The 24,574-nt window shown below is 46.1% G+C and carries 27 protein-coding genes; 6 read left to right on the top strand and 21 right to left on the bottom strand.

Annotated elements, in window-relative coordinates:
* The first annotated feature begins 124 nt into the window (after positions 1-124).
* On the top strand, positions 125-1,276 hold the full coding sequence (locus VJ374_RS10770; RefSeq protein WP_329468792.1) for a tRNA(Met) cytidine acetate ligase: 1,152 nt from the start codon (positions 125-127) through the stop codon (positions 1,274-1,276).
* Here VJ374_RS10770 and VJ374_RS10775 read toward each other — a convergent pair.
* Genes VJ374_RS10775 through VJ374_RS10795 form a run of 5 tightly spaced genes read right to left on the bottom strand, consistent with a single transcriptional unit; the run spans position 1,249 to position 4,085 of the window.
* Positions 1,249-2,247 carry a SepM family pheromone-processing serine protease gene (locus VJ374_RS10775; protein WP_290751570.1) on the bottom strand — a complete coding sequence of 333 codons (999 nt, stop codon included), beginning with the start codon at positions 2,245-2,247 and terminating at the stop codon, positions 1,249-1,251. The genes VJ374_RS10770 and VJ374_RS10775 overlap by 28 nt on opposite strands.
* Positions 2,244-2,738: a pantetheine-phosphate adenylyltransferase gene (gene coaD / locus VJ374_RS10780; RefSeq protein ID WP_056062364.1), complete on the bottom strand. Its 495-nt coding sequence runs from the start codon at positions 2,736-2,738 to the stop codon at positions 2,244-2,246. The genes VJ374_RS10775 and coaD overlap by 4 nt, the downstream gene beginning before the upstream one ends.
* The gene (rsmD, locus tag VJ374_RS10785; RefSeq protein WP_081780349.1) at positions 2,735-3,316 is read right to left on the bottom strand and encodes a 16S rRNA (guanine(966)-N(2))-methyltransferase RsmD; all 582 of its coding nucleotides are present in this window, start codon (positions 3,314-3,316) and stop codon (positions 2,735-2,737) included. The genes coaD and rsmD overlap by 4 nt, the downstream gene beginning before the upstream one ends.
* 46 nt (positions 3,317-3,362) lie before the next feature.
* Positions 3,363-3,620, bottom strand: coding sequence for a YlbG family protein (locus VJ374_RS10790; protein WP_035406768.1), 258 nt, complete (start codon positions 3,618-3,620; stop codon positions 3,363-3,365).
* 24 nt (positions 3,621-3,644) lie between these two features.
* Positions 3,645-4,085, bottom strand: coding sequence for a YlbF/YmcA family competence regulator (locus VJ374_RS10795; RefSeq protein WP_035406766.1), 441 nt, complete (start codon positions 4,083-4,085; stop codon positions 3,645-3,647).
* Positions 4,086-4,207: 122 nt separating this feature from the next.
* Here VJ374_RS10795 and VJ374_RS10800 point away from each other — a divergent pair, with 122 nt between their 5' ends.
* Both VJ374_RS10800 and VJ374_RS10805 read left to right on the top strand, forming a co-directional pair.
* Entirely contained in the window at positions 4,208-4,954 is a 747-nt protein-coding gene (locus VJ374_RS10800) for an ATP-grasp domain-containing protein (protein ID WP_329468793.1), read from the top strand.
* 110 nt (positions 4,955-5,064) lie between these two features.
* Positions 5,065-5,415: a YugN family protein gene (locus VJ374_RS10805; RefSeq protein WP_035406760.1), complete on the top strand. Its 351-nt coding sequence runs from the start codon at positions 5,065-5,067 to the stop codon at positions 5,413-5,415.
* Between the two features lie 143 nt (positions 5,416-5,558).
* On the opposite strand, the gene VJ374_RS10810 is transcribed toward VJ374_RS10805, so the two are convergent.
* The 9 genes from VJ374_RS10810 to cyoE form a co-directional block, all read right to left on the bottom strand.
* Positions 5,559-5,816: a hypothetical protein gene (locus tag VJ374_RS10810; protein WP_035406757.1), complete on the bottom strand. Its 258-nt coding sequence runs from the start codon at positions 5,814-5,816 to the stop codon at positions 5,559-5,561.
* A gap of 6 nt (positions 5,817-5,822) precedes the next feature.
* Positions 5,823-6,428, bottom strand: coding sequence for an SCO family protein (locus VJ374_RS10815; RefSeq protein WP_035406755.1), 606 nt, complete (start codon positions 6,426-6,428; stop codon positions 5,823-5,825).
* 12 nt (positions 6,429-6,440) lie between these two features.
* A complete protein-coding gene (locus VJ374_RS10820; protein WP_290751586.1) occupies positions 6,441-6,902 on the bottom strand; it encodes a DUF420 domain-containing protein in 462 nt (153 codons plus the stop codon).
* A gap of 18 nt (positions 6,903-6,920) precedes the next feature.
* Positions 6,921-7,826 (bottom strand): cytochrome c oxidase assembly factor CtaG, encoded by a 906-nt coding sequence (gene ctaG, locus VJ374_RS10825; RefSeq protein ID WP_035406749.1) that lies wholly within the window; start codon positions 7,824-7,826, stop codon positions 6,921-6,923.
* 131 nt (positions 7,827-7,957) lie between these two features.
* Positions 7,958-8,287, bottom strand: coding sequence for a cytochrome C oxidase subunit IV family protein (locus VJ374_RS10830; RefSeq protein ID WP_035406746.1), 330 nt, complete (start codon positions 8,285-8,287; stop codon positions 7,958-7,960).
* Between the two features lies 1 nt (position 8,288).
* Positions 8,289-8,918: a cytochrome c oxidase subunit 3 gene (locus VJ374_RS10835; protein WP_035406743.1), complete on the bottom strand. Its 630-nt coding sequence runs from the start codon at positions 8,916-8,918 to the stop codon at positions 8,289-8,291.
* A 1-nt stretch (position 8,919) separates the two neighbouring features.
* On the bottom strand, positions 8,920-10,788 hold the full coding sequence (gene ctaD, locus VJ374_RS10840; RefSeq protein WP_052018991.1) for a cytochrome c oxidase subunit I: 1,869 nt from the start codon (positions 10,786-10,788) through the stop codon (positions 8,920-8,922).
* 35 nt (positions 10,789-10,823) lie between these two features.
* The gene (gene coxB / locus VJ374_RS10845; RefSeq protein ID WP_081780348.1) at positions 10,824-11,855 is read right to left on the bottom strand and encodes a cytochrome c oxidase subunit II; all 1,032 of its coding nucleotides are present in this window, start codon (positions 11,853-11,855) and stop codon (positions 10,824-10,826) included.
* 64 nt (positions 11,856-11,919) lie between these two features.
* Positions 11,920-12,852 carry a heme o synthase gene (gene cyoE / locus VJ374_RS10850; protein WP_035406737.1) on the bottom strand — a complete coding sequence of 311 codons (933 nt, stop codon included), beginning with the start codon at positions 12,850-12,852 and terminating at the stop codon, positions 11,920-11,922.
* A gap of 324 nt (positions 12,853-13,176) precedes the next feature.
* On the opposite strand from cyoE, the gene VJ374_RS10855 reads away from it, so the two are divergent.
* Entirely contained in the window at positions 13,177-14,070 is an 894-nt protein-coding gene (locus tag VJ374_RS10855) for a COX15/CtaA family protein (protein ID WP_052018990.1), read from the top strand.
* Between the two features lie 48 nt (positions 14,071-14,118).
* Here the strand turns inward: VJ374_RS10855 and VJ374_RS10860 are convergent, their stop codons facing one another.
* From VJ374_RS10860 to VJ374_RS10875, 4 genes are all read right to left on the bottom strand, one after another.
* The gene (locus VJ374_RS10860; protein ID WP_329468794.1) at positions 14,119-15,474 is read right to left on the bottom strand and encodes a cryptochrome/photolyase family protein; all 1,356 of its coding nucleotides are present in this window, start codon (positions 15,472-15,474) and stop codon (positions 14,119-14,121) included.
* A 75-nt stretch (positions 15,475-15,549) separates the two neighbouring features.
* Positions 15,550-18,984 carry a pyruvate carboxylase gene (locus tag VJ374_RS10865; RefSeq protein WP_056062369.1) on the bottom strand — a complete coding sequence of 1,145 codons (3,435 nt, stop codon included), beginning with the start codon at positions 18,982-18,984 and terminating at the stop codon, positions 15,550-15,552.
* Positions 18,977-20,248: an FtsW/RodA/SpoVE family cell cycle protein gene (locus tag VJ374_RS10870; RefSeq protein WP_329468795.1), complete on the bottom strand. Its 1,272-nt coding sequence runs from the start codon at positions 20,246-20,248 to the stop codon at positions 18,977-18,979. The genes VJ374_RS10865 and VJ374_RS10870 overlap by 8 nt, the downstream gene beginning before the upstream one ends.
* 71 nt (positions 20,249-20,319) lie before the next feature.
* Positions 20,320-20,598, bottom strand: a complete 279-nt coding sequence (locus VJ374_RS10875; RefSeq protein ID WP_023468835.1) for an Fpa/YlaN family protein — start codon at positions 20,596-20,598, stop codon at positions 20,320-20,322.
* A 123-nt stretch (positions 20,599-20,721) separates the two neighbouring features.
* Between VJ374_RS10875 and VJ374_RS10880 the strand changes: the two genes are divergently transcribed.
* Complete coding sequence (locus tag VJ374_RS10880; RefSeq protein ID WP_329468796.1) at positions 20,722-21,183, top strand: hypothetical protein; 462 nt, start codon at positions 20,722-20,724, stop codon at positions 21,181-21,183.
* Positions 21,184-21,221: 38 nt separating this feature from the next.
* On the opposite strand, the gene VJ374_RS10885 is transcribed toward VJ374_RS10880, so the two are convergent.
* Together VJ374_RS10885 and VJ374_RS10890 are read right to left on the bottom strand one after the other, a co-directional pair.
* Positions 21,222-22,538 (bottom strand): PhoH family protein, encoded by a 1,317-nt coding sequence (locus tag VJ374_RS10885; RefSeq protein WP_313489882.1) that lies wholly within the window; start codon positions 22,536-22,538, stop codon positions 21,222-21,224.
* A gap of 40 nt (positions 22,539-22,578) precedes the next feature.
* A complete protein-coding gene (locus VJ374_RS10890) occupies positions 22,579-23,031 on the bottom strand; it encodes a PNPOx family protein (protein WP_329468797.1) in 453 nt (150 codons plus the stop codon).
* A 117-nt stretch (positions 23,032-23,148) separates the two neighbouring features.
* Here VJ374_RS10890 and VJ374_RS10895 point away from each other — a divergent pair, with 117 nt between their 5' ends.
* Positions 23,149-23,352: a YlaI family protein gene (locus VJ374_RS10895; protein ID WP_035406716.1), complete on the top strand. Its 204-nt coding sequence runs from the start codon at positions 23,149-23,151 to the stop codon at positions 23,350-23,352.
* Between the two features lie 43 nt (positions 23,353-23,395).
* On the opposite strand, the gene VJ374_RS10900 is transcribed toward VJ374_RS10895, so the two are convergent.
* Complete coding sequence (locus VJ374_RS10900; protein ID WP_329468798.1) at positions 23,396-24,490, bottom strand: PQQ-dependent sugar dehydrogenase; 1,095 nt, start codon at positions 24,488-24,490, stop codon at positions 23,396-23,398.
* Positions 24,491-24,574 lie beyond the last annotated feature (84 nt).

The following is a 24,574-nucleotide window of genomic DNA, read 5'->3' on the forward strand; positions in this document are numbered from 1 at the left end:
TAGAGAGGACATCTTGTTTTGTCAATGTTTTTTCTTTACACTGAAATCGCTAGAGAACGAACACTTTTGGACGTCTTTATCCATATTACCGCACTTAATTCGGTTTGCAAAGGAGAAAGTTTTCATGAGGATGACAGCTATCATTTCAGAGTACAATCCGTTTCATAATGGACACTATTATCAAGCGACGACAGCACGACGGGAAACGGATGCCGACGTCATCGTCGCCATCATGAGCGGGACGTTCATGCAACGTGGGGAGCCCGCTTTTACAGACAAATGGACACGTGCTCAAGCAGCAGTCGCGAGTGGTGCCGTTGATCTCGTTCTTGAACTCCCCTTTTATTTTGCCGTCCAACGCGCAGATCGGTTTGCGCTCGGTGGAGTGACGATCGCTGAGACGATTGGTTGTGAGTCACTTTCGTTCGGAAGCGAATGTGGAGACATCCATCCCTTTTTGCAGGCGGCATCGGAACAAATTGAAGAGACTCTTGCATATAAGCAAGCGTTACGTGACGGATTAACAGCTGGTCTTTCTTCTGCTCACGCTGCTAGTCAAGCGTTCAAGAGTGTCTCACAGACGCTTGATTTGACACAACCGAACAATACACTTGGTTATTATTATGCTCGCGCCGCGAAGACCGTTTCGCTTCATACGACAAAACGAATTGGAAGTGGCTATCATGACCTATCAACCGGAGCTATCATGAGCGCCACTGCGATACGCGCCCATTACCAGACGCACGGTCAGCTGCTCGCACTTCCCGAACAGACGGAGGACGTCCTGACAAACGCTTCTTTCGCTCATTTTTCGCACTATTATCCATGGATTCGACAACGCCTATTGACGACTCCCGTATCTGAGTTGATACGAATCGCCGGAATTGATGCTTCACTAGCTCCTCGTCTCATCGAAGGTGCCAAACAAGCAGAGACGTTCGATTTCTTTTTAAATCACGTCAAAACACGTCGTTATACGCGTACAAGCCTGCAGCGTGCCATTGTCTATCTGTTGACTTCAACGACAACGGAAGAGGTCGCACGGATTGATTATGATCATGTTGATTTCGTTCGCCCCCTCGCTTTTTCAGAACAAGGACGACTGGCACTTAAGAGTATCAAAACGCGTGTCCCTGTTTTAAGTACGTTCACGAGCCATCCTTGGCTAACAAAAGAAAGCCAAGTGACAGCTGCATACGCACTGCCCTTGGCTCGCTACGACGCGTTGCTCGAACACCGTCGTTTTCCTTATTTCGCTGGAAGTTCTTCCAAATAATCAATCGCATCTTCAACTGTCTTGATCGGAACGAGCTTCATGTTCGTTCCGAGTTTTTTAATGGATGGTTTTGCTTCTTTGTAGTTCTCTCCTGCTGGTACGAACATGATTTCTGCTTCTGCCTCGTCAGCAGCGACTACCTTTTGCCACGCACCACCGATCGGTCCAACTTTACCGCCTTCTTCAATCGTTCCTGTACCGGCAATTTTATGTCCTTTCGCCAAATCACCCGGCGTCAATTGATCATAGATTTCAAGCGTGAACATCATTCCTGCAGAAGGACCACCGACATCCTCGATCTGAAACTTAATAGCGGGGTCTGTCGTTACGTTTGAGATCGGTAATGGTTCATAAATACCAAGTCCGACACGTTTGACTTCTTTCGACAACTGATCCACTCGAATCGTCGTCTTCTTGACTTCCGATTTACGCGTGAACTGAATTGGAACGGCTGTTTTTGCTTTTTTCGATTGAATCGTCTTCATGAAGCCATCAAATGACGTAATCGATTTCCCATCGACGCCCGTGATCCGGTCTCCAGCTTTCAGTTTCCCTTCGGCTGGACCACCTGGAATGACACCGGACACATAGACCCCTTTAAAGTCGATATCGACCTTTTTATCAGCTAATTCATAGGCCTCGATCGTCGCATTATGTTGTGCTTCTTCCATGTATAGTTTCTGACGTGTTTCATACTGTGCATCTGACTCTCCGTCGTACAAATAATCACTTACGCTCGACGTTTCGGAAAACGGTAGGAAGAGGCTTTCTACGAGGAAGTAAGGGGTTGCTCGACGTTGGGCGATCGTCAGCATCATCAAATCGCCTGGCTCCTTGTCACCCCCAGACACATCAATCAAATCTTCAGTCGATGTCGCATCACCTGGATAGGAGATAAAATACGGAAGTGGCACGAAAAACACGAGCAAGGCAGCAATGACCGCTGCTAAGGCGGGTTTCCAAGCTTTCATCGCAGTTCTCCTCTCGTATATCTCTGACGTAGCGCCTCTTCGACGGAAGATGGCACGAGATCAACGACGGAAGCACCGTATTTGGCCGCTTCCTTGACGATCGAAGAACTTAAGAAGGAATACTGGTTATTCGTCATCATGAACAGTGTCTCGATTTGATCGTTCATCTTTTTGTTGATGGATGCGACCTGCATTTCATACTCAAAGTCCGAGACCGCCCGTAGACCACGGACGATCGCGGTTGCGCCGACTTCCGCTGCGTAATCGACGAGCAAACCATTGAAGGAATCGACCTTGATATGTGGTAGATGCGACGTCACATCTGCAATCAACTCCATCCGTTCCTCAACAGAAAAGAGCGGTTGCTTCGAAGAATTGTTCAATACGGCAACGATGATCTCATCAAAAATCGGAACAGCCCGTTCAATGATGTCTAAATGTCCGTTCGTGATTGGATCAAAGCTCCCTGGGCAAATGGCGATTCGTTTCATACGTGGTCTTCCTCCGCTTCCATAAATTCATATAACGTGATTGAGATGACAGCGGAATAACGAAGTCGACGAACGACCTCTAGCCGTCCGATCCGGTCCGGTAATACAACAGCAGAGTCATGTTCACACACGATGACACCATTGTCTGTCAGCATGTCGTGTTGCTCTATGTACGTGACGTGTTCCGTCAGTCGTTCTTTTGCATAGGGAGGGTCTAAATAAATTAATTTAAATGGCTTTTCGGAGGCTAGTTCCGTCAAGGCGATCGTAACGTCTTTTTTCAACACACGTGCTTGATCCGTATAGTGCGTCGTCTGCAAGTTATCTTGAATGGTCTGAATGGCTTTATGGTGTTGGTCGACGAATACCGCCTCATCGCATCCTCTCGAAAGAGACTCGATGCCAAGACCACCACTACCCGCAAACAGATCAAGCGCTCGTCCTCCATTGAAATAGGGACCGATGACGTTAAACAACGATTCTTTTACTTTATCCGTCGTCGGTCGTGTCTGATCCCCTGGTACTGCTTTTAGCCGCGTTCCTTTCCGTTCCCCTGAAATGACTCGCATTTCCTTCATTCCTTTCAACAAAGAAGCGACGAGGATGTCCTCATCGCTCCTTGGATTATGCTTCTTCTTGCATTTTACCTTTTTTATTCGCGAACGTCTCCGTGATGAACGGTCGTTCTGAACGTTTGATCGATTCGACGAACGGAAGAGTCGAAATGACTTCCATCACCTGTTCATGCTGATCTAAATCGACATACAGATGCACGTATCGTTCACGTTTAGACGTAAAGTAGACGTTCCCGTAACGGCGTAATTGACGGGATGCTTTCATCGCATTGACATAGACGATGAGTCCCACTCGTTCCTTGATCACGCCAGCCTACCCCCTTCATCTTCATTATCCGCTACAACTGCAACTTCCACCGGTCGAACAGCCTCCGGCACATCCTTGGTCAAAGAATGGATTCCCCGTTGGTACTTTGATTTGCGGTGATACTTCACCAGCGAGTTTCAGACTAATTTGTCCAAGTAGCGTCTCGAGTTGTTTTTCTGCTTTTTTAAACTGCGCGACTTCCTCTTGTAGATCAAGTCGACGTTTGACTTCATGGACCTTTTTTGTGATCGTCTGATAGTCCGGATGGTACCGTCCAAATCGTTGCACGAGCTCGTAATCTTCTTTGACTTGATGAAAGTCTCGAATGACGGACTGTGCCTCCACTGACTCTTGCTGTGCTTGTTTCGCACATCTATATGCTTGCCCCGTTTCACTTTGAGCGAGAGATCGAATGAGGTCTTCCGCTGCGTTGATGAGGTCAATCGTCTTATCGGTATATATCACAACGAATCTCCTCCTTAACTTTACCATCTTATCATAACATTTCTCTCCCTCCTAGCCCGTTGAATTGTGTATAATTTGTTCAGAAGGAAGGAATGAACTTTATGCAACTGCTCTCTTTTAATATGTTCCGGACGATTGGAATCAAGACGGAACATGCCAAATCAGATTATCACTTTGATTCCTTGAAAAAGATTGAACAGGCGGATGTCGTCTTGTTCCCGGAGTACTGGCAAATCCACTCGATCATCTATGGAATGAAGAAGCCGATCTTTCCATCTGCCGCTACGTTCCACCTAGGTCATGACAAAATCGAGATGACTCGGATTTTTCAGACCGTCATTCCGGACAATATCCCTCGGACAGGCATCTACGGGAAAAATGAGTTCACGGTCGATCGAGTCTTACGTGAATTTTCGTTTCCGTTCGTCGCTAAGACAGTCCGTAGCTCGATGGGGCAAGGTGTTCATCTCATCAAAAATGAATCGGACTGGAAGAAATACACGGATACACACGAGACGTTCTACATCCAAGAGTACATTCCGAACGAAAAGGATTTACGTGTCGTCGTCGTCGGTGATCAAGTCCTCGCGGCGTATTGGCGCGTCGGTGGTGCACAGTTCTTAAATAACGTCGCTCAAGGTGGCGTCCTTGATTTCGATGATGTGCCACAAGGTGCAATTGATTTCGTGCTCGCGCTTGCGAAACAGCTTGATATCGATCACGCTGGTTTTGATCTTATCATCCGCGACGGACAATGGTACGTTCTCGAGTTCAACGTCTTCTTTGGTGGTGAAGGACTTAATCACCTCGGCATTCATGCACCAGATACGATCCTTGAGTACGTTGAACGAAAATATGGAAGTTCATGAATTCTTCAAAATGACTTCACAACTTTTACGTCATCGTTTCATTCATTATGGTATGATAGTTTGGAAAGACTAGTATCTACTAGCAAACTGGGGTATAGGGGGATTCAAACATGAAGTTTGAACAATATGGCATCGAAGGCAAGGAACTGAAGTTCGGTCTTCTTGAAACAATTATGGATCATCACCGTTTCGTTCGCGAAGGACAATGGGATTACGAACGTGCGATGTACGACATGAAATACGAAAAACAATCAACAGGCGAAGTATTCTATCTCCGTGTTCCAGTCTATGCGATCCAAGGTGAGATCGAAGACCGTCACGCTGTCGTCCGTATGATGACACCACTTCTAGGGAAACATTACTATCCACACGGCGTCGAGTATGATGAGACGTTCCCACCGGAAATCGTCAAGGACTGCGAACGTCGTTTAGCAGCACTGCTTGAAACACTTGAAAAATAAGCTACACGTAGAGGTTCCAATCGGGACCTCTATTTTTTTCGGTCTTTTTTCCAATAAAAAAGCCGATGACTTCGTACTACTTATGAAGTCATCGGCTCATTACCTATCTGTATAGTGATTGCGCAGCGTTCGTGTGTTTTATCTTAGCGCGTGACGAATTGTACGTAAGATACGACGTCATCGCCGAGTTGAATCTTAAGTTGTTGACGTACATGTTGATAGAGCGCATGCAGTGACGTCGCTGAGACATCCACTTTTACACTAAAAGCAATCTCTTCCCAGTCCATCCGTTTAATCCGATAGTGTCGAACCCCGTAATCTTCGATCGTACAAGCGAGTAACTCCTCGATTGCTTGAACAGAGACGATCACATCTCCTTGCATGTAATCTTCATAAGTCATCTTCCTTCACTCCTTCGCTAGTTGTGTGACTGAAGACATGACTTCTTCCAAGTCGACTGGTTCGTCCGGTGTCTTCGCCATCGAAGAGATCGCCCGAACTTTGTTCTCACGGTCTAAAATAAACATTTGCGTCCCGTGTGTCACTAAGCCGCTTTCTGCTTTTGAATAATAGAAGTTCAACTGACGTGTCAGACGATCGATGACGACTGGGTCTCCTGTCAGTACTCTCCATCCTTCAGCATCTGCTTCGAAGTTGGAAGCATACGTTTTTAAGACTTTCGGTGTATCGACTTTCGGATCGACTGTCACTGCAACGAGCTCGACGTCACTTCCATATAGCTCTTCGCTACGAAGCTTTTTCTCTAGTTTCCGATAATCATTTAGCGTCAATGGACAAATATCAGGACAGTTCGAATAGAAGAATGTCAATACCTTGACCTTTCCATCTTCCGAGTTAAACGACTTACCGTTCACGGCGTTCGTTAATTCAAATGGTGTCGGCTCAGCGATAACAGGCAATTTTTCTTTCATGAAGAAATAATAATATCCCCCGGCTGCCGCAACTAAGATGAGGACAACGGCAGCAACCGTCAAGTAACTATTTTTTTTCAAGTTGGCTCCCCCTTAATGACTCCAGATCGCCCGGAATACGTTCGTCGTCTCACCAGGATCGTAGACGACATATAATAGACAATAGACGATGACGCCGGTGATTGCCGTCAAAAACCAAATGATCGAAGCAACTGGTCCGATTTTACGATGACGCGCAAAGTTCTTCTTATAGGCATGATAGAGCGCCATCAATCCAAGCACCCCACCGGATGTCGCAAGTAGGATGTGGAAAATCAAGAATCCTGTGTAATATGGCTTGACGGATGCAGGACCACCAAAAGCGGTATTACCAAGTAGAATCGTCCGTAAGGCGTACATAATGAAAAACAGTAAAGCGAGTGCAGCAGCGATTGTCATCACGGTTTGGTGAGCTTTCATGTTGCGACGTGTCTGAGCAATCAAGAACCAGCCAATCGCTACGAAAATCGCACTGATGACAATCAGCGATACACAAATCAACGGCAAATAACTCATGTTCCAACTTCCTCCAATTTAATCCGCTTTTGGTGTGAAGGACATGCCTTCATCCACGGCAGTACTTTTCGAACGGCGTACCCATGTAAAGAAGGTCAATCCGAAGAATAGACCGTATACGAGTTCTTGACCGAGCTTCATCAGGACACCACCGAAGCGTTGATCCTCTAGTAAGTCATCAGTCGTTCCAAGCAATCGTTCCAGATTCAACCCGCTCAAATCATTGTTCGGCATACAGTAAGCGAGTACTTTCGCGAACGTCGCTGGATCCTGATACGCTTGATACTGGAAACTTTGACTAAAGATCATGAACGCACAAGCAGGTGTCAATAAGACACCGTTCGCGACGATATAGACCATCTTCTTCAGGTCAGACAAACTATCGTTTTCGTTGACGGGTGCAATGATCGGATACCACATCGTCATGCTCAAGAAAATAAGTGTTCCATGGAACAGACGGTGAACGGTATAGTTCGTCAGGACATAATCAAAAATAAATGGCATATGATAAAACGTAAACAAGGCATTAAAGACGACGAGTGCAATCAACGGCTTGACGAAGAAACGAAGAATCTTCCCAAGATACGGTATATTGAACAAGCGCTTATAAAGCCACTCTGGTAGTGCAATCAACAAGAGCGGCGGTGCGACCATATAGACGAATACCATCTGCAACATATGTGCAGAGAAGGTGATATGCGCTAGCAGGTCTAACGGACTTCCAAAACCGATGTAAAAAACGACCAATGCCGCGAGCATCGAAAATTTTTGTCCGAGCGTTGTTTCCGGCTCGTCCGGACGACGCAGCTTTTCTGTCACGACAGCATATAGGATATACAATCCAACGAGTATCAACGCATAATACGGACTCCATAAGACAGTCCATTCGAATTGCGAAAGTGCTCCCCTTAAATTGCCTAACATATTTCTTCACCCCGTTCCTTTCTCTTACAAACTAAGATTACCGTTCCCCTATTTCATTGTAAAGGTTTCTCATAAAACGATTCCAAAATAAAAGACCATCCTGCTAAACGTTAGCAGAATGGTCACATTTCTTACCAGATTAACAGACGGAGCGTTGCGACGATCGTCAAGGCGACGAATATACCAAGACCCATCATAACTTTGATCCATGTGTTGCCTTTATTGTTCATGTGCATGAACATATAAAGCTGGAGATAAACTTGAACGATTGCCATGATGATCAAGAATCCACCAGCTGCCCAGTGAGGCATGAGATCTGCCATGACTGCACCGAAAGCGATGAGCGTCAAGAAAATCATGAGTGCGAAACTGATGAGTTGCAGTTGAGTCTCACGACCACGTTCTGCTTTCATTTCGAGTTCGACTTGATTGCGTGTTAATTGCGGTTCGTGTTTTTCCATCTTATTTCACCATCCCCATGAGGTAGACGACTGAGAAGATAAAGACCCAGACGACGTCAATGAAGTGCCAGTAAAGACTTGAAACATAATACTTCGGCGCGTTCACGACTGTAATGCCACGATTCCAGTTCCGGATCAACAATGTCGAGATCCAAAGAAGACCAAATAAGACGTGTCCACCGTGGAACCCAACGAGTGTATAGAAGGCAGAACCAAATGCACTCGACGTAAACGTATGACCGATGTGGTAGTAGTGATTGAACTCATAGATCTCACCACTTAAGAATCCAAGACCGAGAAGCAATGTGATGATGAGCCAAAGCTTCATCTTTTTCACATCGTTACGTTTCATTGCCATCATTGCAAGAACGCTTGTCAACGAACTTGTCAAGAGGAGCATCGTCATGATGAAGACGAGACCCATTTCGAAGATGTCATAACTGCGTAGACCTTCTTTAGCACCGGAGTTATGAAGTCCGATGTATGTTCCGAAGAGAGAGGCGAACAAAGTCGTCTCTCCTCCAAGGAAGAACCAGAAGGCTACATATTTATTCTTACCCTCAAGTGTTGCTTTTTCAACATGATCCGGAATACCCGTGATCGGGTTGTTTGGTACTGAATGATGACCCATCTTACTTCGCCTCCTTTTCTGCTTCAAGGCGTAGATCTTCTTCGACGACTGATTTCGGGATGTAGTATCCTTCATCGTCGATCCAAGAACGGAAGAACATCGCGATGAATGTCATCGCAAGACCGATCAAGGCAATGACCAGACCGACAGTACCGTAATCTAGGCGAAGAATGAATCCAAGACCTGCAAGGAACAGACCGACTGACATAACGAACGGCAAGATCGAATTGTTCGGCATGTGGATATCACCGACTTCTTCCGAAACAGAGACTGTTTTGTTACCTGCCATTTTTTCGAGCCAGTACGTATCTAAACCTTTGACGAGTGGAATTTGTGCGAAGTTGTATTCTGGAGTTGGAACAGGAAGTGTCCACTCAAGCGTACGTCCATCGCCCCATACGTCGCGTTTTACATATTCTTTTGACATCAATGCGGCAACGATCGAGATGACGAGAATGATCGTCGACACACCCATGAAGGCTGCACCGATTGAAGAAAGTAAGTTCATTGTTTCCCAGCCTTGGTTTGGCAAGTACGTGAAGACACGACGTGGCATACCTGTAAGACCAAGAATATGTTGTGGGAAGAATGTCAAATGGAAGCCGATGAAGAACAACCAGAATTGAATTTTACCCCAGAACTCGTTGAGTTGTTTCCCGAACATGAGTGGGAACCAGTAGTAAAGACCTGCGAAGAGACCAAAGACGACCCCACCAACGATAACGTAGTGGAAGTGGGCAACGACGAAATAACTGTCGTGGTACTGATAATCGGCAGGTGCTACTGAAAGCATGACCCCTGTCATACCACCAACAAGGAATGATGGAATGAAGGCGACCGAATAAAGCATCGCGACTGGGAACGTCAACTTCCCGCCCCATAGCGTAAAGAGCCAGTTGAAGATCTTGACCCCTGTCGGTACAGCGATCGCCATCGTCGCTACTGCGAAGATCGCGTTCGCAACCGGACCGAGACCGACTGTGAACATGTGGTGAACCCATACCATGAATCCGAGGAAACCGATCAACATCGTCGCAAAGACCATCGTCGTGTATCCGAAGAGACGTTTACGAGCAAACGTAGGGATGATTTCAGAGAAGATACCGAATGCCGGTAAAATCAAGATGTAAACTTCCGGGTGACCGAAGATCCAGAAGAGGTGTTCCCAGATGACGATGTTCCCGCCCGCTGCCGGGTCAAAGAAATGCGCTCCGAAGAGTCGCTCGAACGTCAAGAGGAACAATCCAACCGTAAGTGGTGGGAATGCGAAAACGATCAAGGCAGAAGCAACGAATGCTGTCCATGTGAAGAGCGGCATCCGCATCAGTTTCATACCTGGTGCACGCATGTTCAAAATTGTAACGAGGAAGTTGATCCCCCCCATAAGTGTACCGAAACCAGAAATCTGTAACCCGAGTGAGTAGAAGTCAACACCAAGCGACTCTGGTACTGTCGAGAGTGGTGCATAAGCTGTCCAACCTGCGTTTGGCGCAGCGCCGAAGAACCATGAAAGATTCAGTAAGACTCCACCAAAGAAGAACAACCAAAAACCAAGTGCATTTAAGAATGGGAACGCAACATCGCGTGCTCCGATTTGAAGCGGTACTGCTGCGTTCATGTAACCGATCAACATCGGCATCGCTGCCAAGAAGATCATCGTCGTACCGTGCATCGTGATCAATTGGTTAAAAAGTTCACCGCTGACGAAATCGTTCATCGGTTTAATCAATTGAAAACGAATCATTAGGGCTTCTACGCCACCAACTAGAAGGAAGAACAATCCAGAGATGATGTAGAGAATCCCGATTTTCTTATGGTCGACTGTCGTTAGCCAGTCCATGATGCCGCTTTTTTTCTGCGGCATACCCATAGTATGTGTCCCCACTATGATTCCCCCTTAAAAAATTATTGGAGCTTTTTGTCCAATAGATAATCTGCCAATTCGCTCAATTCTTCATCGCTGATCTTATCTTCAGAGAATCCAGGCATTTTTGTACCTTGTTTCTCTTTTTGTGGATCGCGAATCCATTTTTCGAGGTTTTCTTTATCATGCTTGAGGTAACCCGCGATACGCTGACGATCACCGAAGTTCGTCAAGCTAGGTGCGACTTTCCCGCCGCCATGACAGCTGAGACAGTTCTGGGCGTAGACTTGCTCACCAGTCGTCCAGTTCTTTTCATTCTTTTTATCAAGCTGTTTTGTTTCTGCTTCTTTTGCAGATTTCATGTCTTTCAACCATTTGTCGTAGTCATCCTGCTCCATCGCAACGACTTTAAAGTCCATCAATGCGTGAGAAGGACCACACAACTCGGCACATTTACCGTAGTACGTGCCTGCTTCTTTTGCTTGTAACCACATTTCGTTATCAAGACCTGGGTTTGTATCTGTCTTACCAGAAAGAGCCGGTACCCAGAATGAGTGAATGACGTCTTTAGACGTCAAGTTAACCGCAACACGTTTACCGACTGGGATGACAAGTTCTTGTCCTGTCGAAACACCTTTGTCTGGATATTCGAATTCCCACCAGTAAAGGTTCGCTGTAACGTTGATTTGTTCGTTTTTCTTCGCTTCTTTTGCATCCGCAAGTTCAACCGTTGTTTTGATCGTCGGAATTGCAAGAACGATCAAGAGAAGGATCGGAATAACTGTCCAGATGATTTCAAGCGTGTGGTTCCCTTCGACTTGCTTCGGAACCGTGTTATCACCTGATTTACGACGGAATTTCATAAGTACGTAAATATAAATGACGGCTACGATCGCAAGGACGAACAACATGACCCACAAGCTAAGCTTGATGATCTCAAGTTGCATTTCAGCGCCTTCTCCGCGAGGCTGTAGCGCAGACAATTCCGGAATTCCACAACCTGATAACATGAGTGCCATCAAGCCGATTGGAAGAAGCCGGAAGAGCATTTTTACTGATTTTTTCACAACCATCCCCACTTTCTTTGTCCCCAATTTTGTCTTTCGTAATGGTGTACGTGAATTATGTCAAATCGTTTTAGAAAGAAACGAGTACGACCGTCACGATCCAAGCCGTGAAATAAAACAGTGAGAAGAAGAACATCTTCGACGCCCATTTGATTTCGGCTTGTTCATCTTGGATCTTCAGACCTTTCAGTCCCATATAGAGCCAATATCCACCGAGCAATGCCATGACGATCATGTAGATGATGCCATAGTGTGCTAAGAGGAGTGATGATGGAATAAGTACTGCAATCCACCATACAATTTGTCGTTTCGTGATCGCGAATCCGTTTACGACAGGTAACATCGGGATACCTGCTGCCCGATACTCCTCTGTCCGTCGCATCGCGAGTGCGAGGAAATGTGGTGGTTGCCACACGAACATGATGAGGAATAAAATCCACGCATCAATGTGAAGCGTCGGAGTGACTGCCGCAAATCCAATGATTGGTGGCACAGCTCCTGATATACCACCTACGACTGTATTGATCGTGTGTGTTCGCTTTAACCACATCGTATAAATCACGACGTAAACGAATGATCCGATCAATCCGAACACTGCCGCCACATGGTTGACGATCAACAACAATACCGTACCGGTCGCAAGAATCCCGAGTCCTAGCGCGAGTATTCGCTGTCCATCCATCTTCCCAGTAACGCTTGGTCTTCCCATCGTCCGTTCCATCTTATAATCGATGTCCCGGTCAATGTAGTTATTGAGGTAGCAACTTCCGGCAATGACTAATCCACTCCCGAGAAGCGTCCACAGTAACATCCACTTGGTTTGCCATAGATACAATAGGACATCATCCGTTATGTACGATGCCGCTACGACATACCCTGCGAAGACCGTAATCAGATTGGCACGGACGATCCCCATTTTTGCTAGGGTGATATAGTCCTTGAATGTGGGCTGATCCGCCTGCTCGATTGCCATATCCAGTGCCTCTCCAGTAACTTTCGCCATGCTGTTCCCTCCTTTTCACCATCTGCTTCCGTGTAGCACCTAGGCTTCACGTAATTTCTTCACAGAAATAACACAGACATGCCACGAAACGTCCTTTTCTCTATAAAAGATACCACATATTTAGGACCGTGACGTATGAAAATACTTTCGACATAATGAACAAAATGTGAAATCTATGTGATTTTCATCACAGTTCACCATATTTACCTAATACTAGAATAGCGTTGTTCTAAAAGATTGCAAGCGTTTCGAGACTTTTTATGCGATACTAGTCCTATGGAAATCCATGTATTTCGTATTTTTTAGAAAGGTGGTGTCCAAATCTTGAATCGAAAGCTTTCGATGTTTTCAGCCTTCGTCACGTTTACGATGATGATCGTCTTGCTGATGGGTGGGACAGTCACAAAAACGGACTCGGGAGATGGCTGCGGAACAGATTGGCCACTCTGTCATGGGGAACTCATCCCGACAAACCCAAGTGTTGAAACGATGATTGAATATAGTCACCGCGCTGTGACCGGAGTCGTTGGACTCCTAATCATCGCCTTATGTCTCTGGACGCTCGTTGCCTTTAAGGATCGATTAGATACGAAGATTTTTGCATTTCTTGCCTTCATCTTCATGTTGATTCAATCCATCGTCGGAGCAGGAGCTGTCGTTTGGCAACAATCAGATCTCGTCATGGCGTTACATTTTGGTATCTCCTTGATTTCCTTTGCTGCCTTATTGATTTTAACGATATTGATCATGGAGCGTCCTGGTCAGGAATTCAGGGAATCTGTCCCAGCATTCTTGCGGAAGCTCTTGTACGGTCTGCTCGTCTACACGCTGATCGTCGTCTATACTGGTGCTTACGTTCGCCATGTTGGCGCTACATATGCGTGTGTGGGTTGGCCCGTTTGTTCCCAACCGTCGATGACGTTCGAAGCCTGGGTCCAAATGATTCACCGAATCATGGCTGGGCTATTATTCCTCTATACGTTGTTCGTTCATATTACAGCCATTCGCTTAAAACACCGGACGACGACAATCGGCATGGCATTCGCGACGTTCTTCATCTCGTGTCAAGTTGCTACAGGTGCTTGGATCGTTCTCGGTGGACATGCAACATATGTACCGTTACTGCACGCCTTCTTGATTACGTGTTATTTCGGTGTCTTATCCTACTTGACGTATCATGCATTCCGAACACGTAAAGCAAATAGCCGTCTTCAATAAGGTCGTAAAAAAAAGGATGTTCCTCCGCTGAGGAACATCCTTTTTTCATTATTTGAATCGAGCGATTGCACGCTTTCGCGCTTCATCATGTGCAACGATTGGTTCTGGGTATCCAGAGTCTTCTCGTTGTTGCTGCGTCGGTTCATGAATATATTGCTTCGACAGATCTTTGATTTCCGTGACATACTGCCGAATGAACTCTCCGTCCTTATCGAACTTCTTTGATTGTGTCGTCGGATTGAAGACTCGGAAGTACGGTACGGCATCCGTCCCGACCGATGCCGCCCATTGCCAACCACCGATGTTCGAAGCCGCTTCATAATCGACGAGTTTCTGTTGGAAATAACGTTCCCCTTTTTGCCAATCGATCAATAGATCTTTTGTCAGGAACGACGCGACGATCATCCGCAGACGATTATGCATCCAACCGGTTTGGTTCAATTGACGCATCGCTGCATCGACGATCGGATAGCCGGTTTTCCCTTCACACCAAGCCTTGAATCCGTCCTCGTTTTCTTCCCAATCGATTTCTCGGTACTGGGTGTTGACCGCTTGTCGTTTCGATTCCGGGAAGTGCATTAAAATCATGTAATAGAACTCACGCCAGATGAGTTCGGTGATGAACGTCTGCTTCCCTTTCGACTCTTTTGCATCTTGAATAGCTGCATAGACCGTTCGAATCCCGATCTCACCGGTCCGTAGATAACGTGAGAGTAAACTCGTACCGTCCATCGCTGGAAGATCACGATTCTCTTCGTAGTTTTCAAGCGATTGCTCGATGAATTTCTTTAAGCGTTGTTTCGCTTGCTTCTCACCCGGATGAAATGCCGCATCAGACTGTGCCTTTTTAAAATAGGCATCAATGAAACTATTAGTGTGCTGGCGCTTATGATAATGATCCCGTAGCGTTTGCCACTTCACATCATAGGGTGTTGGAATTTCTTTTTTCATGAACGCATTCTTATACGGCGTGAATACTTTATAGAACTTTCCATCCTGCTTTTTAATGTCATGTGGATGGAGCAGATGCCGGTCTAACAAGCGCTCCGTTTGTCGTTCCTTACGTTTTTTGATGATTCCCTCATCCCGCGCCTTGAATGGTTCGACATATTCCGCGTTGAATAACAGAACGTCCGCATCATTGGTTGCATCTAAGAAAGCTTGTTCATCGCCTTCGATGAAGCGAATCGGCATCTCTTTTTCTTTACAATCATCTGAAAACAATTCGAGCGCTTGAAAGAAATATTGTTGCCGCGCTTCATATTCTCCAATGTAATCTGGATTGAGCCAAAAGACGAACTCGACTGTCGCTTTTGGATTTTCCTTCAGTAATTCAATCGCACGTGCCAACATGTGGTTGTCTTGTAATCGAAAATCGCTTCGAATCCAACAAATAATGTTCAACCGTATCCTCTCCCATTACATATTGAATGAAAAACAGGCAGCCCGCCGAGCGTGCGCCTGTTTTTCATTGTGACCTTATACGAATTCAATCAATAAGTCTTGACTCGCAATAGCTTCGCCTTCTTTAACATGGACGGCTTTGATCTCACCGTCTTCTGGTGCTTGGATCGTCGTTTCCATCTTCATCGCTTCCGTAACGAGAAGTTGTTCTCCTTTACGGACACGAGTGCCTGTCTCAACGAGTACCTTCAGCACACTACCCGGCATCGACGCACCGATCTGTTTTGCGTTACTTCGATCTGCTTTTGGACGGCTTGATGAACTTTCCTTAATACTGATGTCCTTGACTTCGACTTCACGAGGAACACCATTCATCTCATAATAGATTGTCCGCATCCCGTGATCGTCTGGCTGACCGATTTGAATCAACTTGAGATATAGTGTCTTCCCTCGTTCAATTTCGACCTCGATCGTTTCGCCTAGGCGCATACCGTGGAAGAATGTATTCGTATCAAGAACAGAGATATCGCCATATCGCGCGACATACGAACTGTAGTCCATGAAGACTTTTGGATAGAGCGCGTAAGCGAGAGCATCAAATTCAGTGACTGGTCGTTCAAGTTTCTCAAACAACTCATTTTTTATTGCATCAAAGTTGAGTGGTTGCATCATCTTACCAGGACGTTCCGTCAACGGAGCAGCTCCCTTCAAGATGGCACGTTGTACTTCTTGCGGGAAACCGTCCGGCGGAGTTCCGAGTTCGCCCTTCATCAGTTCAACGACTGAATCCGGGAAATCAAGTCCACTTGCTCGGTGCAGTACGTCTTCTTCCGTCAGATGATGTTGGACCATGAAGAGTGCCATGTCTCCAACGACTTTCGACGACGGTGTGACTTTAACGATATCGCCAAACAACATGTTGACACGCGCATACATTTCTTTGACTTCAGACCAACGATCCGCAAGCCCGACCGCTTTTGCTTGTTGCTGTAAGTTCGAATATTGCCCACCCGGCATCTCATGATCGTAGACGGTTGGATTTGGTGCGATCATATCAAGTTCGAATGCTTGATACAAATGACGCACGTCCTGCCAATAGTCCGAAATCTGTTCGAACTTCTGTGCTGAGACGAGTGGTTGACGTGGATGACCACTTAGGGCATGAATCAAGCTACCACCCGCTGGCTGACTCGTCAGTCCTGACATACTTGATGCCGCGACGTCAACGACGTCGACCCCGGCATCGATCGCACGCGCATACGTATAAATCCCGTTTCCACTCGCATCATGGGTGTGAAGATGGATTGGTAACGATACTGCATCTTTAAGTGCCGATACAAGCGCATAGGCTGCTTCCGGTTTCAAGAGACCCGCCATATCCTTGATGGCAATGATGTGAGCACCGCTCTCTTCCAGTTGTTTCGCCAGATTGACGTAATACGGCAGATGATATTTCGGACGATTCGCATCGAACAGATCCCCTGTGTAACAGACAGCTGCTTCCGCGATTTTACCTGTTGGCAAGACCGCATCGATGGCGAGTTGAATTGATTCCGGGTTGTTCAAGCTGTCGAAAATCCGGAAGACATCGACTCCCGCTTGCGCCGCTTCCTTGACGAAGGTATGGATGACATTGTCTGGATAGTTCTTGTAACCAACGCCGTTCGCACCGCGAAGTAACATCTGAATCAGGACGTTCGGCATCTTTTCACGCAATTTCATCAGACGAACCCATGGATCCTCTGATAAGAATCGATACGCGACATCAAACGTTGCCCCTCCCCATGCCTCGACTGAGAACAATTCAGGAAGCAGTTTCGCTTCCGCCTCTGCGATCGCAACGAGATCTTTCGTCCGCATTCGTGTCGCAAGTAACGATTGATGAGCGTCACGGAATGTCGTATCCGTTAACAAAACGTTGTCTTGTGCTTTCAACCATTTCGCGACAGCTTCCGGTCCTTCTGCATCAAGGATCGCTTTTGCGCCTGGCGTGTAGTCTGCCGGAAGATTTTTTGGAATTCGGACGTCACGCGCAAGTGGCTTGTCCAGTTTTCCGATTCCCGGGAATCCATTGACGGAAACCTCTCCGATGTACGTCAACAGCTTCGTTCCCCGGTCTTGACGTTTTGGGAAGATGAATAATTCTTGTGTATCATCGATAAACGATGTATTGTAATCGCCGCTGACGAACGCGTGGTGTTTCAAGACATTGCTCAAGAATGGGATGTTCGTCTTAATACCACGAATCCGGAATTCACTTAAGTTTCGACGCATTTTCGCGACCGCTTGGTCATACGTCAAACCGTGCGTCGAGATTTTAACGAGCAACGAGTCATAATACGGTGAAATTTCTGCTCCGACATAGGCATTCCCACCATCGAGACGTACACCAAAGCCGCCTGGTGAACGATACGCTTTAATCTTACCTGTATCCGGCAAGAAGCCGTTTTCTGGGTCCTCTGAAGTAATTCGGCTCTGGATCGCAAAACCAAGCATCTTAATCTCTTCTTGTTGTGGAATGCCGACAAGGTCGCTATGTAACGATTCGCCTTCAGCAACACGGATTTGAGTCTGAACGATGTCAACGCCTGTGATCATCTCCGTAATCGTATGCTCGACTTGTACACGTGGGTTGACTTCGATGAAATAGAACGATTCATCTTGTGTGACTAGAAATTCGACCGTACCCGCATTTTCGTATCCGACATGTTTCATCAACGTGACAGCCGCGTCACAGATCTTTTTACGCCCTTCTTCTGAAAGCGTGACACATGGCGCCACTTCGACGACTTTTTGGTGACGTCGTTGTACGGAACAGTCTCGTTCAAACAAATGAATGATGTTTCCATGTGCATCCCCGATGATTTGGACTTCAATATGTTTTGGTCGTTCGATTAATTTTTCAACGTAAATTTCATCCGAACCGAATGCTTTTAAAGCTTCAGATTTCGCTCGTTCAATCATGTCTGGAAGCTCTTCTTCTGTCCGGACGACACGCATACCACGTCCACCACCACCAAGCGATGCTTTGACCATGAGTGGATAGCCTGCTTCTTTTGCGAACGCATACGCTTCATCAATTGATGAGATCGGACCATCTGTTCCTGGAATGACAGGAAGACCCGCTTCAATTGCAGTCGTCCGTGCCCGTACCTTATCTCCGAACTTATACAGGTGATCTTCTTGCGGCCCGATGAAGATGATTCCTTCTTCGCGGCAACGTTTGGCTAGCTCAATATTCTCAGAGAGGAATCCATAACCAGGATGGATCGCATCACATTCGGCTTTTTTCGCTGTTGCGATGATATCTTCAATGTCGAGGTAGGCTTCGATCGGTTTTTTTCCTTCTCCGATCCGGTACGCTTCATCGGCTTTATAACGATGAAGAGAACCCATGTCCTCTCGTGAATAAATAGCAACGGTACGAATACCGAGTTCTGTCGCTGCACGGAAAACGCGAATCGCGATCTCCCCGCGGTTTGCTACGAGAATCTTCTGGATTTTAGTCAACTGATGCTCCCCCTTTAGTTAATGAGCTCGTGGCACTCATCGAACGTGCAGTTTGCACTTCTTTATGATAAGCCACCCGATATTTGTTTTGCATAGAAATGTTTGCCATTACACCAAGCATCGTACTCATGACGAGTAACGATGACCCACCGTAACTGATGAATGGCAAGGTGACACCTGTACCTGGAAACAGACCAGACATGGCTGCAATATTGATACATGTCTGGATGAAAATAATACCGGAAATCCCAAGTGCGAGCATGCTCGAATAAAGTGAGACACACCGGTTAGCGATGATCGCCCCTTGAATCATCAGGTAAAACAATAGACCGAGTACGACAAGGACCCCGATGAAGCCGAGTTCTTCCGAGATGATCGACATGATGTAGTCGGTTTCAGGCTCTGGCAGATAACCATACTTTTGAAAACTATTCCCAAGACCCACTCCGAACAATCCCCCATGGGCAATCGATATGACGGAGTTGATGAGCTGATATCCCTTACCTTCTGCGTCAAGAAAGGGATTTAAACTCGCTTGAATCCGTTGCATCTGATTATCCGAAAAATTGTTCCATGCGTACAAGAAGATGATCGGAACGGTAACGACACATAACATGATGTAACCACTCGGTAATCCTACTGCAAATAAAATCATCGCCGTGATGAGTAACAGAATGAATAATCCGCCGTCATCCGGTTGCATACGAATGATGATCGCGTAAGGTGCAAGTAACACAAGCATTGGAATCAAGATCCAGTCCGAGAAACTAAGTAAAATCCGTTTTCCGGAGGACGTCGCTGGAATTTGACGATGGATGAAGTGATGGACAATCCCAATCACGCCATCCATCTTTCCTTTGTGCTTTTGATCAAAATAACTGGCAAGCCCGACGACGAGCACGAATTTACAAAGCTCGATTGGTTGAATTAAGAAGATACCGAAGTTCAACCAGGCGCGAGCTCCGTTTAGGGGAGCCGAAAATAGTGTTGCCATCAGCATCAACCATGTAATCGCGTACAAGAGTAAACGAATGACTGGTCCACGAAATACTTCATGATTCACTTGCGAAACTAAAAGGAACAGCACGATGGCCATCGCATCGAACATCAACTGCTTCTCAAAGAAGGACGTATTCGCATAATCGCCACCGTTCCAAACGCTGGCACTATAGACCATGACTGTACTGATCGCCATGAGGATGAGCATCGTAAAGAAGAGACCGTAGTCAAAAAATGCTCGTTTTTCTTTAAACTTCGCTAACATATGTACACGTCCTTTTTTTCGTTTTCTAAAAAAAAATACCCAAACGCCGCATTTCACGTTTGAGTAGAAAATCAGCACGTCTCCGCATCATGTAAATCAGATAATTGCTGTTCAAGTGATTCGAGCAACTGTTTCCCTTCACCCGCATCAATCAGTTCAAGACGTACCGCAAAATCAATCTGACGGGACAATCCGAACATTTGTGTATCCAATACTTCCTCGTAAAGAGGACATTGTGGCATCGTTAAATTCGCAAGCTGGACCTCGATCAACCGGCGGATTTTTTGTGCATCCGCTTCTAGTAGCTCAAGAGCGCGCTGGCGATGAACTGTCTCGATTTCAGTTGACAATCCAATCCCTCCTCATCAAATGACGCGTTCCTGTTATAGCTAAACTTTACCTTACTTTCGCCAACAATTCAACGTTTCGGTATAATGGATTTGTTGGACTTACACATTTAGGGGGTATAACAAATGATTTTTCCGATTAACGGTAAAGTACGGCACCAGTTGACGATTGATCCGACAGTTTGGATCTTTGATGAACGAAAGGTTGCGATTGAGAAGATTGACCAACCAGCAGATACGAGCGAACAAGAGGCGTACTACGCGAAAATGGGGGCAGCGTGGGATAAAGGCATCATGGAAGGCAGTCGTACGGATCATAATCGTCCGATGACACGCGCTGAAAAAGAAGCCGCGCTTCAAGGGTCATTCGCCATGGCGCTCGCACCGTTCATCCGGAATGCTGAACTCTTACCGGAAGCGACCGCTATTCGTTTCGAAGGTGAAGAAACGGTCGAACTTCCACTTGAGCAACTCGACGAAGTATACCTGCAGTTCTCACAAGACGGCAAAGTGTTAGCAGATGGACCCGTTCACCTGTTGCACGGACAACGGATCGTCAAATCTGTTCACACGGTTACCGTCATATAAGGAAAACGTGGTGCGCCTGAATAGACGCACCACGTTTTTTATAATAAGTCGGCTGCGAGGCGCGCCAGATTCGAGCGTTCCCCTTTGACGAGTTTGACGTGTCCCGTCATTTTCTCATTTTTAAGGCGTTCTACGGCGTAGGATAAACCGTTCGAATATTCATCTAAATACGGGTGATCGATCTGTTGTGGATCACCCACTAACACGATTTTTGAGTTTTCACCGACACGTGTTAAAATCGTCTTGACTTCGTGTTTCGTCAAATTCTGCGCTTCATCGATGATGATGAATTGCCCCGGCATGCTCCGTCCTCGAATATATGTCAACGCTTCCAGTTGAATCGTCTTCATTCCCGCGAGAATGTTACCAAGTTCGTCTCCTGATCCCGTATTAAAGAGATGTTCGAGGTTATCGTAGATCGGTTGCATCCACGGACGAAGCTTTTCCTCCATCTCACCTGGCAAGTAGCCAATATCATTTCCCATCGGCACGACTGGACGAGCAACGACAAGTTTTTTATATTTATGCTCGTCTTCTACTTGGAGGAGCCCCGCAGCGAGTGCAAGTAATGTCTTTCCGGTACCTGCCTTCCCAACGAGTGTAACGAGCGGTACATCGTCTCGAAGTAATAACTCAAACGCCATCCGTTGTTGAACGTTTCGGGGAATAACACCCCAGACTTGATCGACATCGATCGAAAGTGCCCGGATGATCGGCAAATTCTGATCAACGACAGCAATGGCAGAGGCTTTTGACATATTACTTTTTAGAATGATGAATTCATTCGGTTGCACTTTTTCCGGCAATACATCAACTGAAAGTCGTTTATCCTGATAGAAAGCATCGATATATTCCTGATCGACGGTCACTTCGATGAATCCTGTATAAAGACCAGTCAAGTCAGCGATATGATCCGTCATATAGTCCTCAGCGACTAATCCATACGCATCCGCTTTAACGCGGACTAAGATATCTTTTGAGACGAGAATGACATCTCGTGGCGTCGCTTCAGTTTGTTGTTCACGATGAATCGACCATGCGAGCTCGATAATCTTGTTATCGTTCGATTCATGTGTAAACGGCGAGCCCTCGTAAATGGAGTCACCGATATCGACGCGAAGAATGCCACCGTTACCAAGCGGAACTCCCGCATGAAGCTGACCGGTTTCCCGCAATTGGTCTAAAATGCGAGCTGTTTCTCGGGCGTTGCGCCCTACTTCATCCATGTTGCGTTTTTTTCCATCCAGTTCTTCTAGTACGATCGCTGGTATGACGACATCATGCTCTTGAAACTGAAAGAGAGAAAGTGGATCGTGCAGCATGACATTGGTATCAAGTACGTATATTTTTTTCATTCCATCGTTCGCCCCTTTAGAGTCGAGTTTGTGATGAATGTTACGCTTTTAGGATGCGATGAACAAGTTGATCCAATCGTTCAGCTGCCTGTTCATCGTATGTTTTTTCAATGGTCGGTCGTTGTGTGACAGCTGCTCCGTAAAATAAGATGTCACGCACCTCTTCGACGCGCCCCTCATAAAAAGAGAGCGGAAGTGGAAGTGGTTCTTGCGGCGTAAACGCCTTGACGTCCGTACACGTTAAGCTGTGTGTCGACTGCTCTGCAAAGAAGATCAAGGTGAAAACCGGATGTTCTCGTAACGTTTTGACGAGATGAGAATCTGCTTCGATCGCAAAACGAACCGTTTGTGAATCCGTCGCATATACCCAACTAATTGCATGTGTGATCGGCCAATGTTTGGATTGATCGTGCGTGATCAAAAAAACAAGTGGTAATTGTGATAACGCATCTAGTTGATGTGAGCTGAGATGTTGCTCTACTTTATTTGCCATGACATCACCTCCTCTGTGACTTAGTGATGATATTTCGAGATATACTTCTCGATTCCCTTTTTTACATCTGAATAATCTTCTAATATGATATACTAAGAAAAAAAGGGAGGACCCGACATGCGAGTGAAATGTACGATTTGCGATAAGCGTGAGACGATTGATGATTGGTCCTTCACGGCGAAGCGATTACGCAATAAACCAGTTCGTGTCCATCTATGTGATGAGTGTCGATCTCGCGTAGAAGAACGGACACTTGAACGCCATGCCTCTGGACAATTTCATTTATACCCTACTTGGGAAACAAAACGAAAACATTGGTAAATAAAAGGTCTGTGGGAAACTTCCCTGGCAGACCTTTTTTTGTTCACCGCTTGATTCGAACCAATCGATCATCCTCGGTCGACGGAGTCCCTCTACCATCTGTATTGTTCGTAATATAATAAATTGACGTCTCATCAATCCACACATCGCGAATCCGCCCTTGATTTTCGACAATCGTTTTGACCTGTTTCGTCTTTAGATTAATCGCTTGTAATCGTTGACCTACAAGTGTTGCAAAATACAACGTATCATCCGCTTCTGCAATCCCACTTGGTGCAACGGATCGCTCTCCCACTTCGTACCACGGTGTCACGAGTCCCTCTGCTTTCTCTGTTCCTTCAATCGTTGGCCATCCATAATTTTTTTGTTCAATTCGATTAATTTCATCGTGTCCACTTTGTCCGTGCTCACTTGCATACAGTTGGTCATCGACGAAAACAAGCCCTTGTGGATTTCGGTGACCAAGACTATAGACATAGCCTTTTTGATTCCCCTTGAACGGTTTTCCTTCAGGTGTGATGCGTAAAATTTTTCCTGCAAGTGAATCGATGTCTTGCGCCAGTTCAGGATTTGCTGCGTCTCCTGCTGTGACGTATAGTGCACCTTCTGGCCCCCACTCAAGGCGTCCTCCGTTGTGAATCGTCGCTCCCGGAATATCGTCGAGTAACACACGCTCTTCGACCCACTGATTGCCTTCTTCTTTGATTGCAATGACACGATTGGTCGCTTGATTTTGTTTTGCATACGTATGATAGACGTATGCCGTCTTATTGTTCTTAAAATCAGGGTCAAGTACCATACCGAGTAATCCACTTTCTCCTTCAGCAATTACATCTTTCTTCAGTTGCAAGCGCATCCTCTCATAATCACCTTGTTTTCCTTTGACGATTGTTCCTTCGCGCTCTGTAATATAAAAAGTCTCTCCTTCGCGAACGATATTCCATGGGGCGTTTAGCTCTTTAAATACGACTCCTTCTTGCGTTTGTGATGATTGCGTATCTTCTTGATTACCTGAATCCTGTTGATTGTTTTTTTGTGTCTTCTGATTGGTTTCCTTTGTTGACGATTCTTCTGACGTTTGTGTACAGCCGATCAGAATACCCGCTAACAGCAGGGGTATGACATACCTTATTTTCATTGTTTTCTCCCCCCTTTTAGTATCCCTGTTCCCGCTACGCTTTAAATCATGCATCTGAATTAGCACAAAAAAAGAACGAACCTC

The organism is Exiguobacterium sp. 9-2 (genome assembly GCF_036287235.1).
Taxonomy (GTDB): domain Bacteria; phylum Bacillota; class Bacilli; order Exiguobacteriales; family Exiguobacteriaceae; genus Exiguobacterium_A.

Coding starts and splice junctions, on each gene's coding strand:
- VJ374_RS10770 (WP_329468792.1), top strand. CDS start 125: ATGAGGATGACAGCTATCATTTCAGAGTACAATCCGTTTCATAATGGA.
- VJ374_RS10775 (WP_290751570.1), bottom strand. CDS start 2,247: ATGAAAGCTTGGAAACCCGCCTTAGCAGCGGTCATTGCTGCCTTGCTC.
- coaD (WP_056062364.1), bottom strand. CDS start 2,738: ATGAAACGAATCGCCATTTGCCCAGGGAGCTTTGATCCAATCACGAAC.
- rsmD (WP_081780349.1), bottom strand. CDS start 3,316: ATGAAGGAAATGCGAGTCATTTCAGGGGAACGGAAAGGAACGCGGCTA.
- VJ374_RS10800 (WP_329468793.1), top strand. CDS start 4,208: ATGTTCCGGACGATTGGAATCAAGACGGAACATGCCAAATCAGATTAT.
- VJ374_RS10805 (WP_035406760.1), top strand. CDS start 5,065: ATGAAGTTTGAACAATATGGCATCGAAGGCAAGGAACTGAAGTTCGGT.
- VJ374_RS10810 (WP_035406757.1), bottom strand. CDS start 5,816: ATGACTTATGAAGATTACATGCAAGGAGATGTGATCGTCTCTGTTCAA.
- VJ374_RS10820 (WP_290751586.1), bottom strand. CDS start 6,902: ATGAGTTATTTGCCGTTGATTTGTGTATCGCTGATTGTCATCAGTGCG.
- ctaG (WP_035406749.1), bottom strand. CDS start 7,826: ATGTTAGGCAATTTAAGGGGAGCACTTTCGCAATTCGAATGGACTGTC.
- VJ374_RS10830 (WP_035406746.1), bottom strand. CDS start 8,287: ATGGAAAAACACGAACCGCAATTAACACGCAATCAAGTCGAACTCGAA.
- VJ374_RS10835 (WP_035406743.1), bottom strand. CDS start 8,918: ATGGGTCATCATTCAGTACCAAACAACCCGATCACGGGTATTCCGGAT.
- ctaD (WP_052018991.1), bottom strand. CDS start 10,788: ATGGGTATGCCGCAGAAAAAAAGCGGCATCATGGACTGGCTAACGACA.
- coxB (WP_081780348.1), bottom strand. CDS start 11,855: ATGGTTGTGAAAAAATCAGTAAAAATGCTCTTCCGGCTTCTTCCAATC.
- cyoE (WP_035406737.1), bottom strand. CDS start 12,852: ATGGCGAAAGTTACTGGAGAGGCACTGGATATGGCAATCGAGCAGGCG.
- VJ374_RS10870 (WP_329468795.1), bottom strand. CDS start 20,248: ATGTTAGCGAAGTTTAAAGAAAAACGAGCATTTTTTGACTACGGTCTC.
- VJ374_RS10880 (WP_329468796.1), top strand. CDS start 20,722: ATGATTTTTCCGATTAACGGTAAAGTACGGCACCAGTTGACGATTGAT.
- VJ374_RS10885 (WP_313489882.1), bottom strand. CDS start 22,538: ATGAAAAAAATATACGTACTTGATACCAATGTCATGCTGCACGATCCA.
- VJ374_RS10890 (WP_329468797.1), bottom strand. CDS start 23,031: ATGGCAAATAAAGTAGAGCAACATCTCAGCTCACATCAACTAGATGCG.
- VJ374_RS10895 (WP_035406716.1), top strand. CDS start 23,149: ATGCGAGTGAAATGTACGATTTGCGATAAGCGTGAGACGATTGATGAT.
- VJ374_RS10900 (WP_329468798.1), bottom strand. CDS start 24,490: ATGAAAATAAGGTATGTCATACCCCTGCTGTTAGCGGGTATTCTGATC.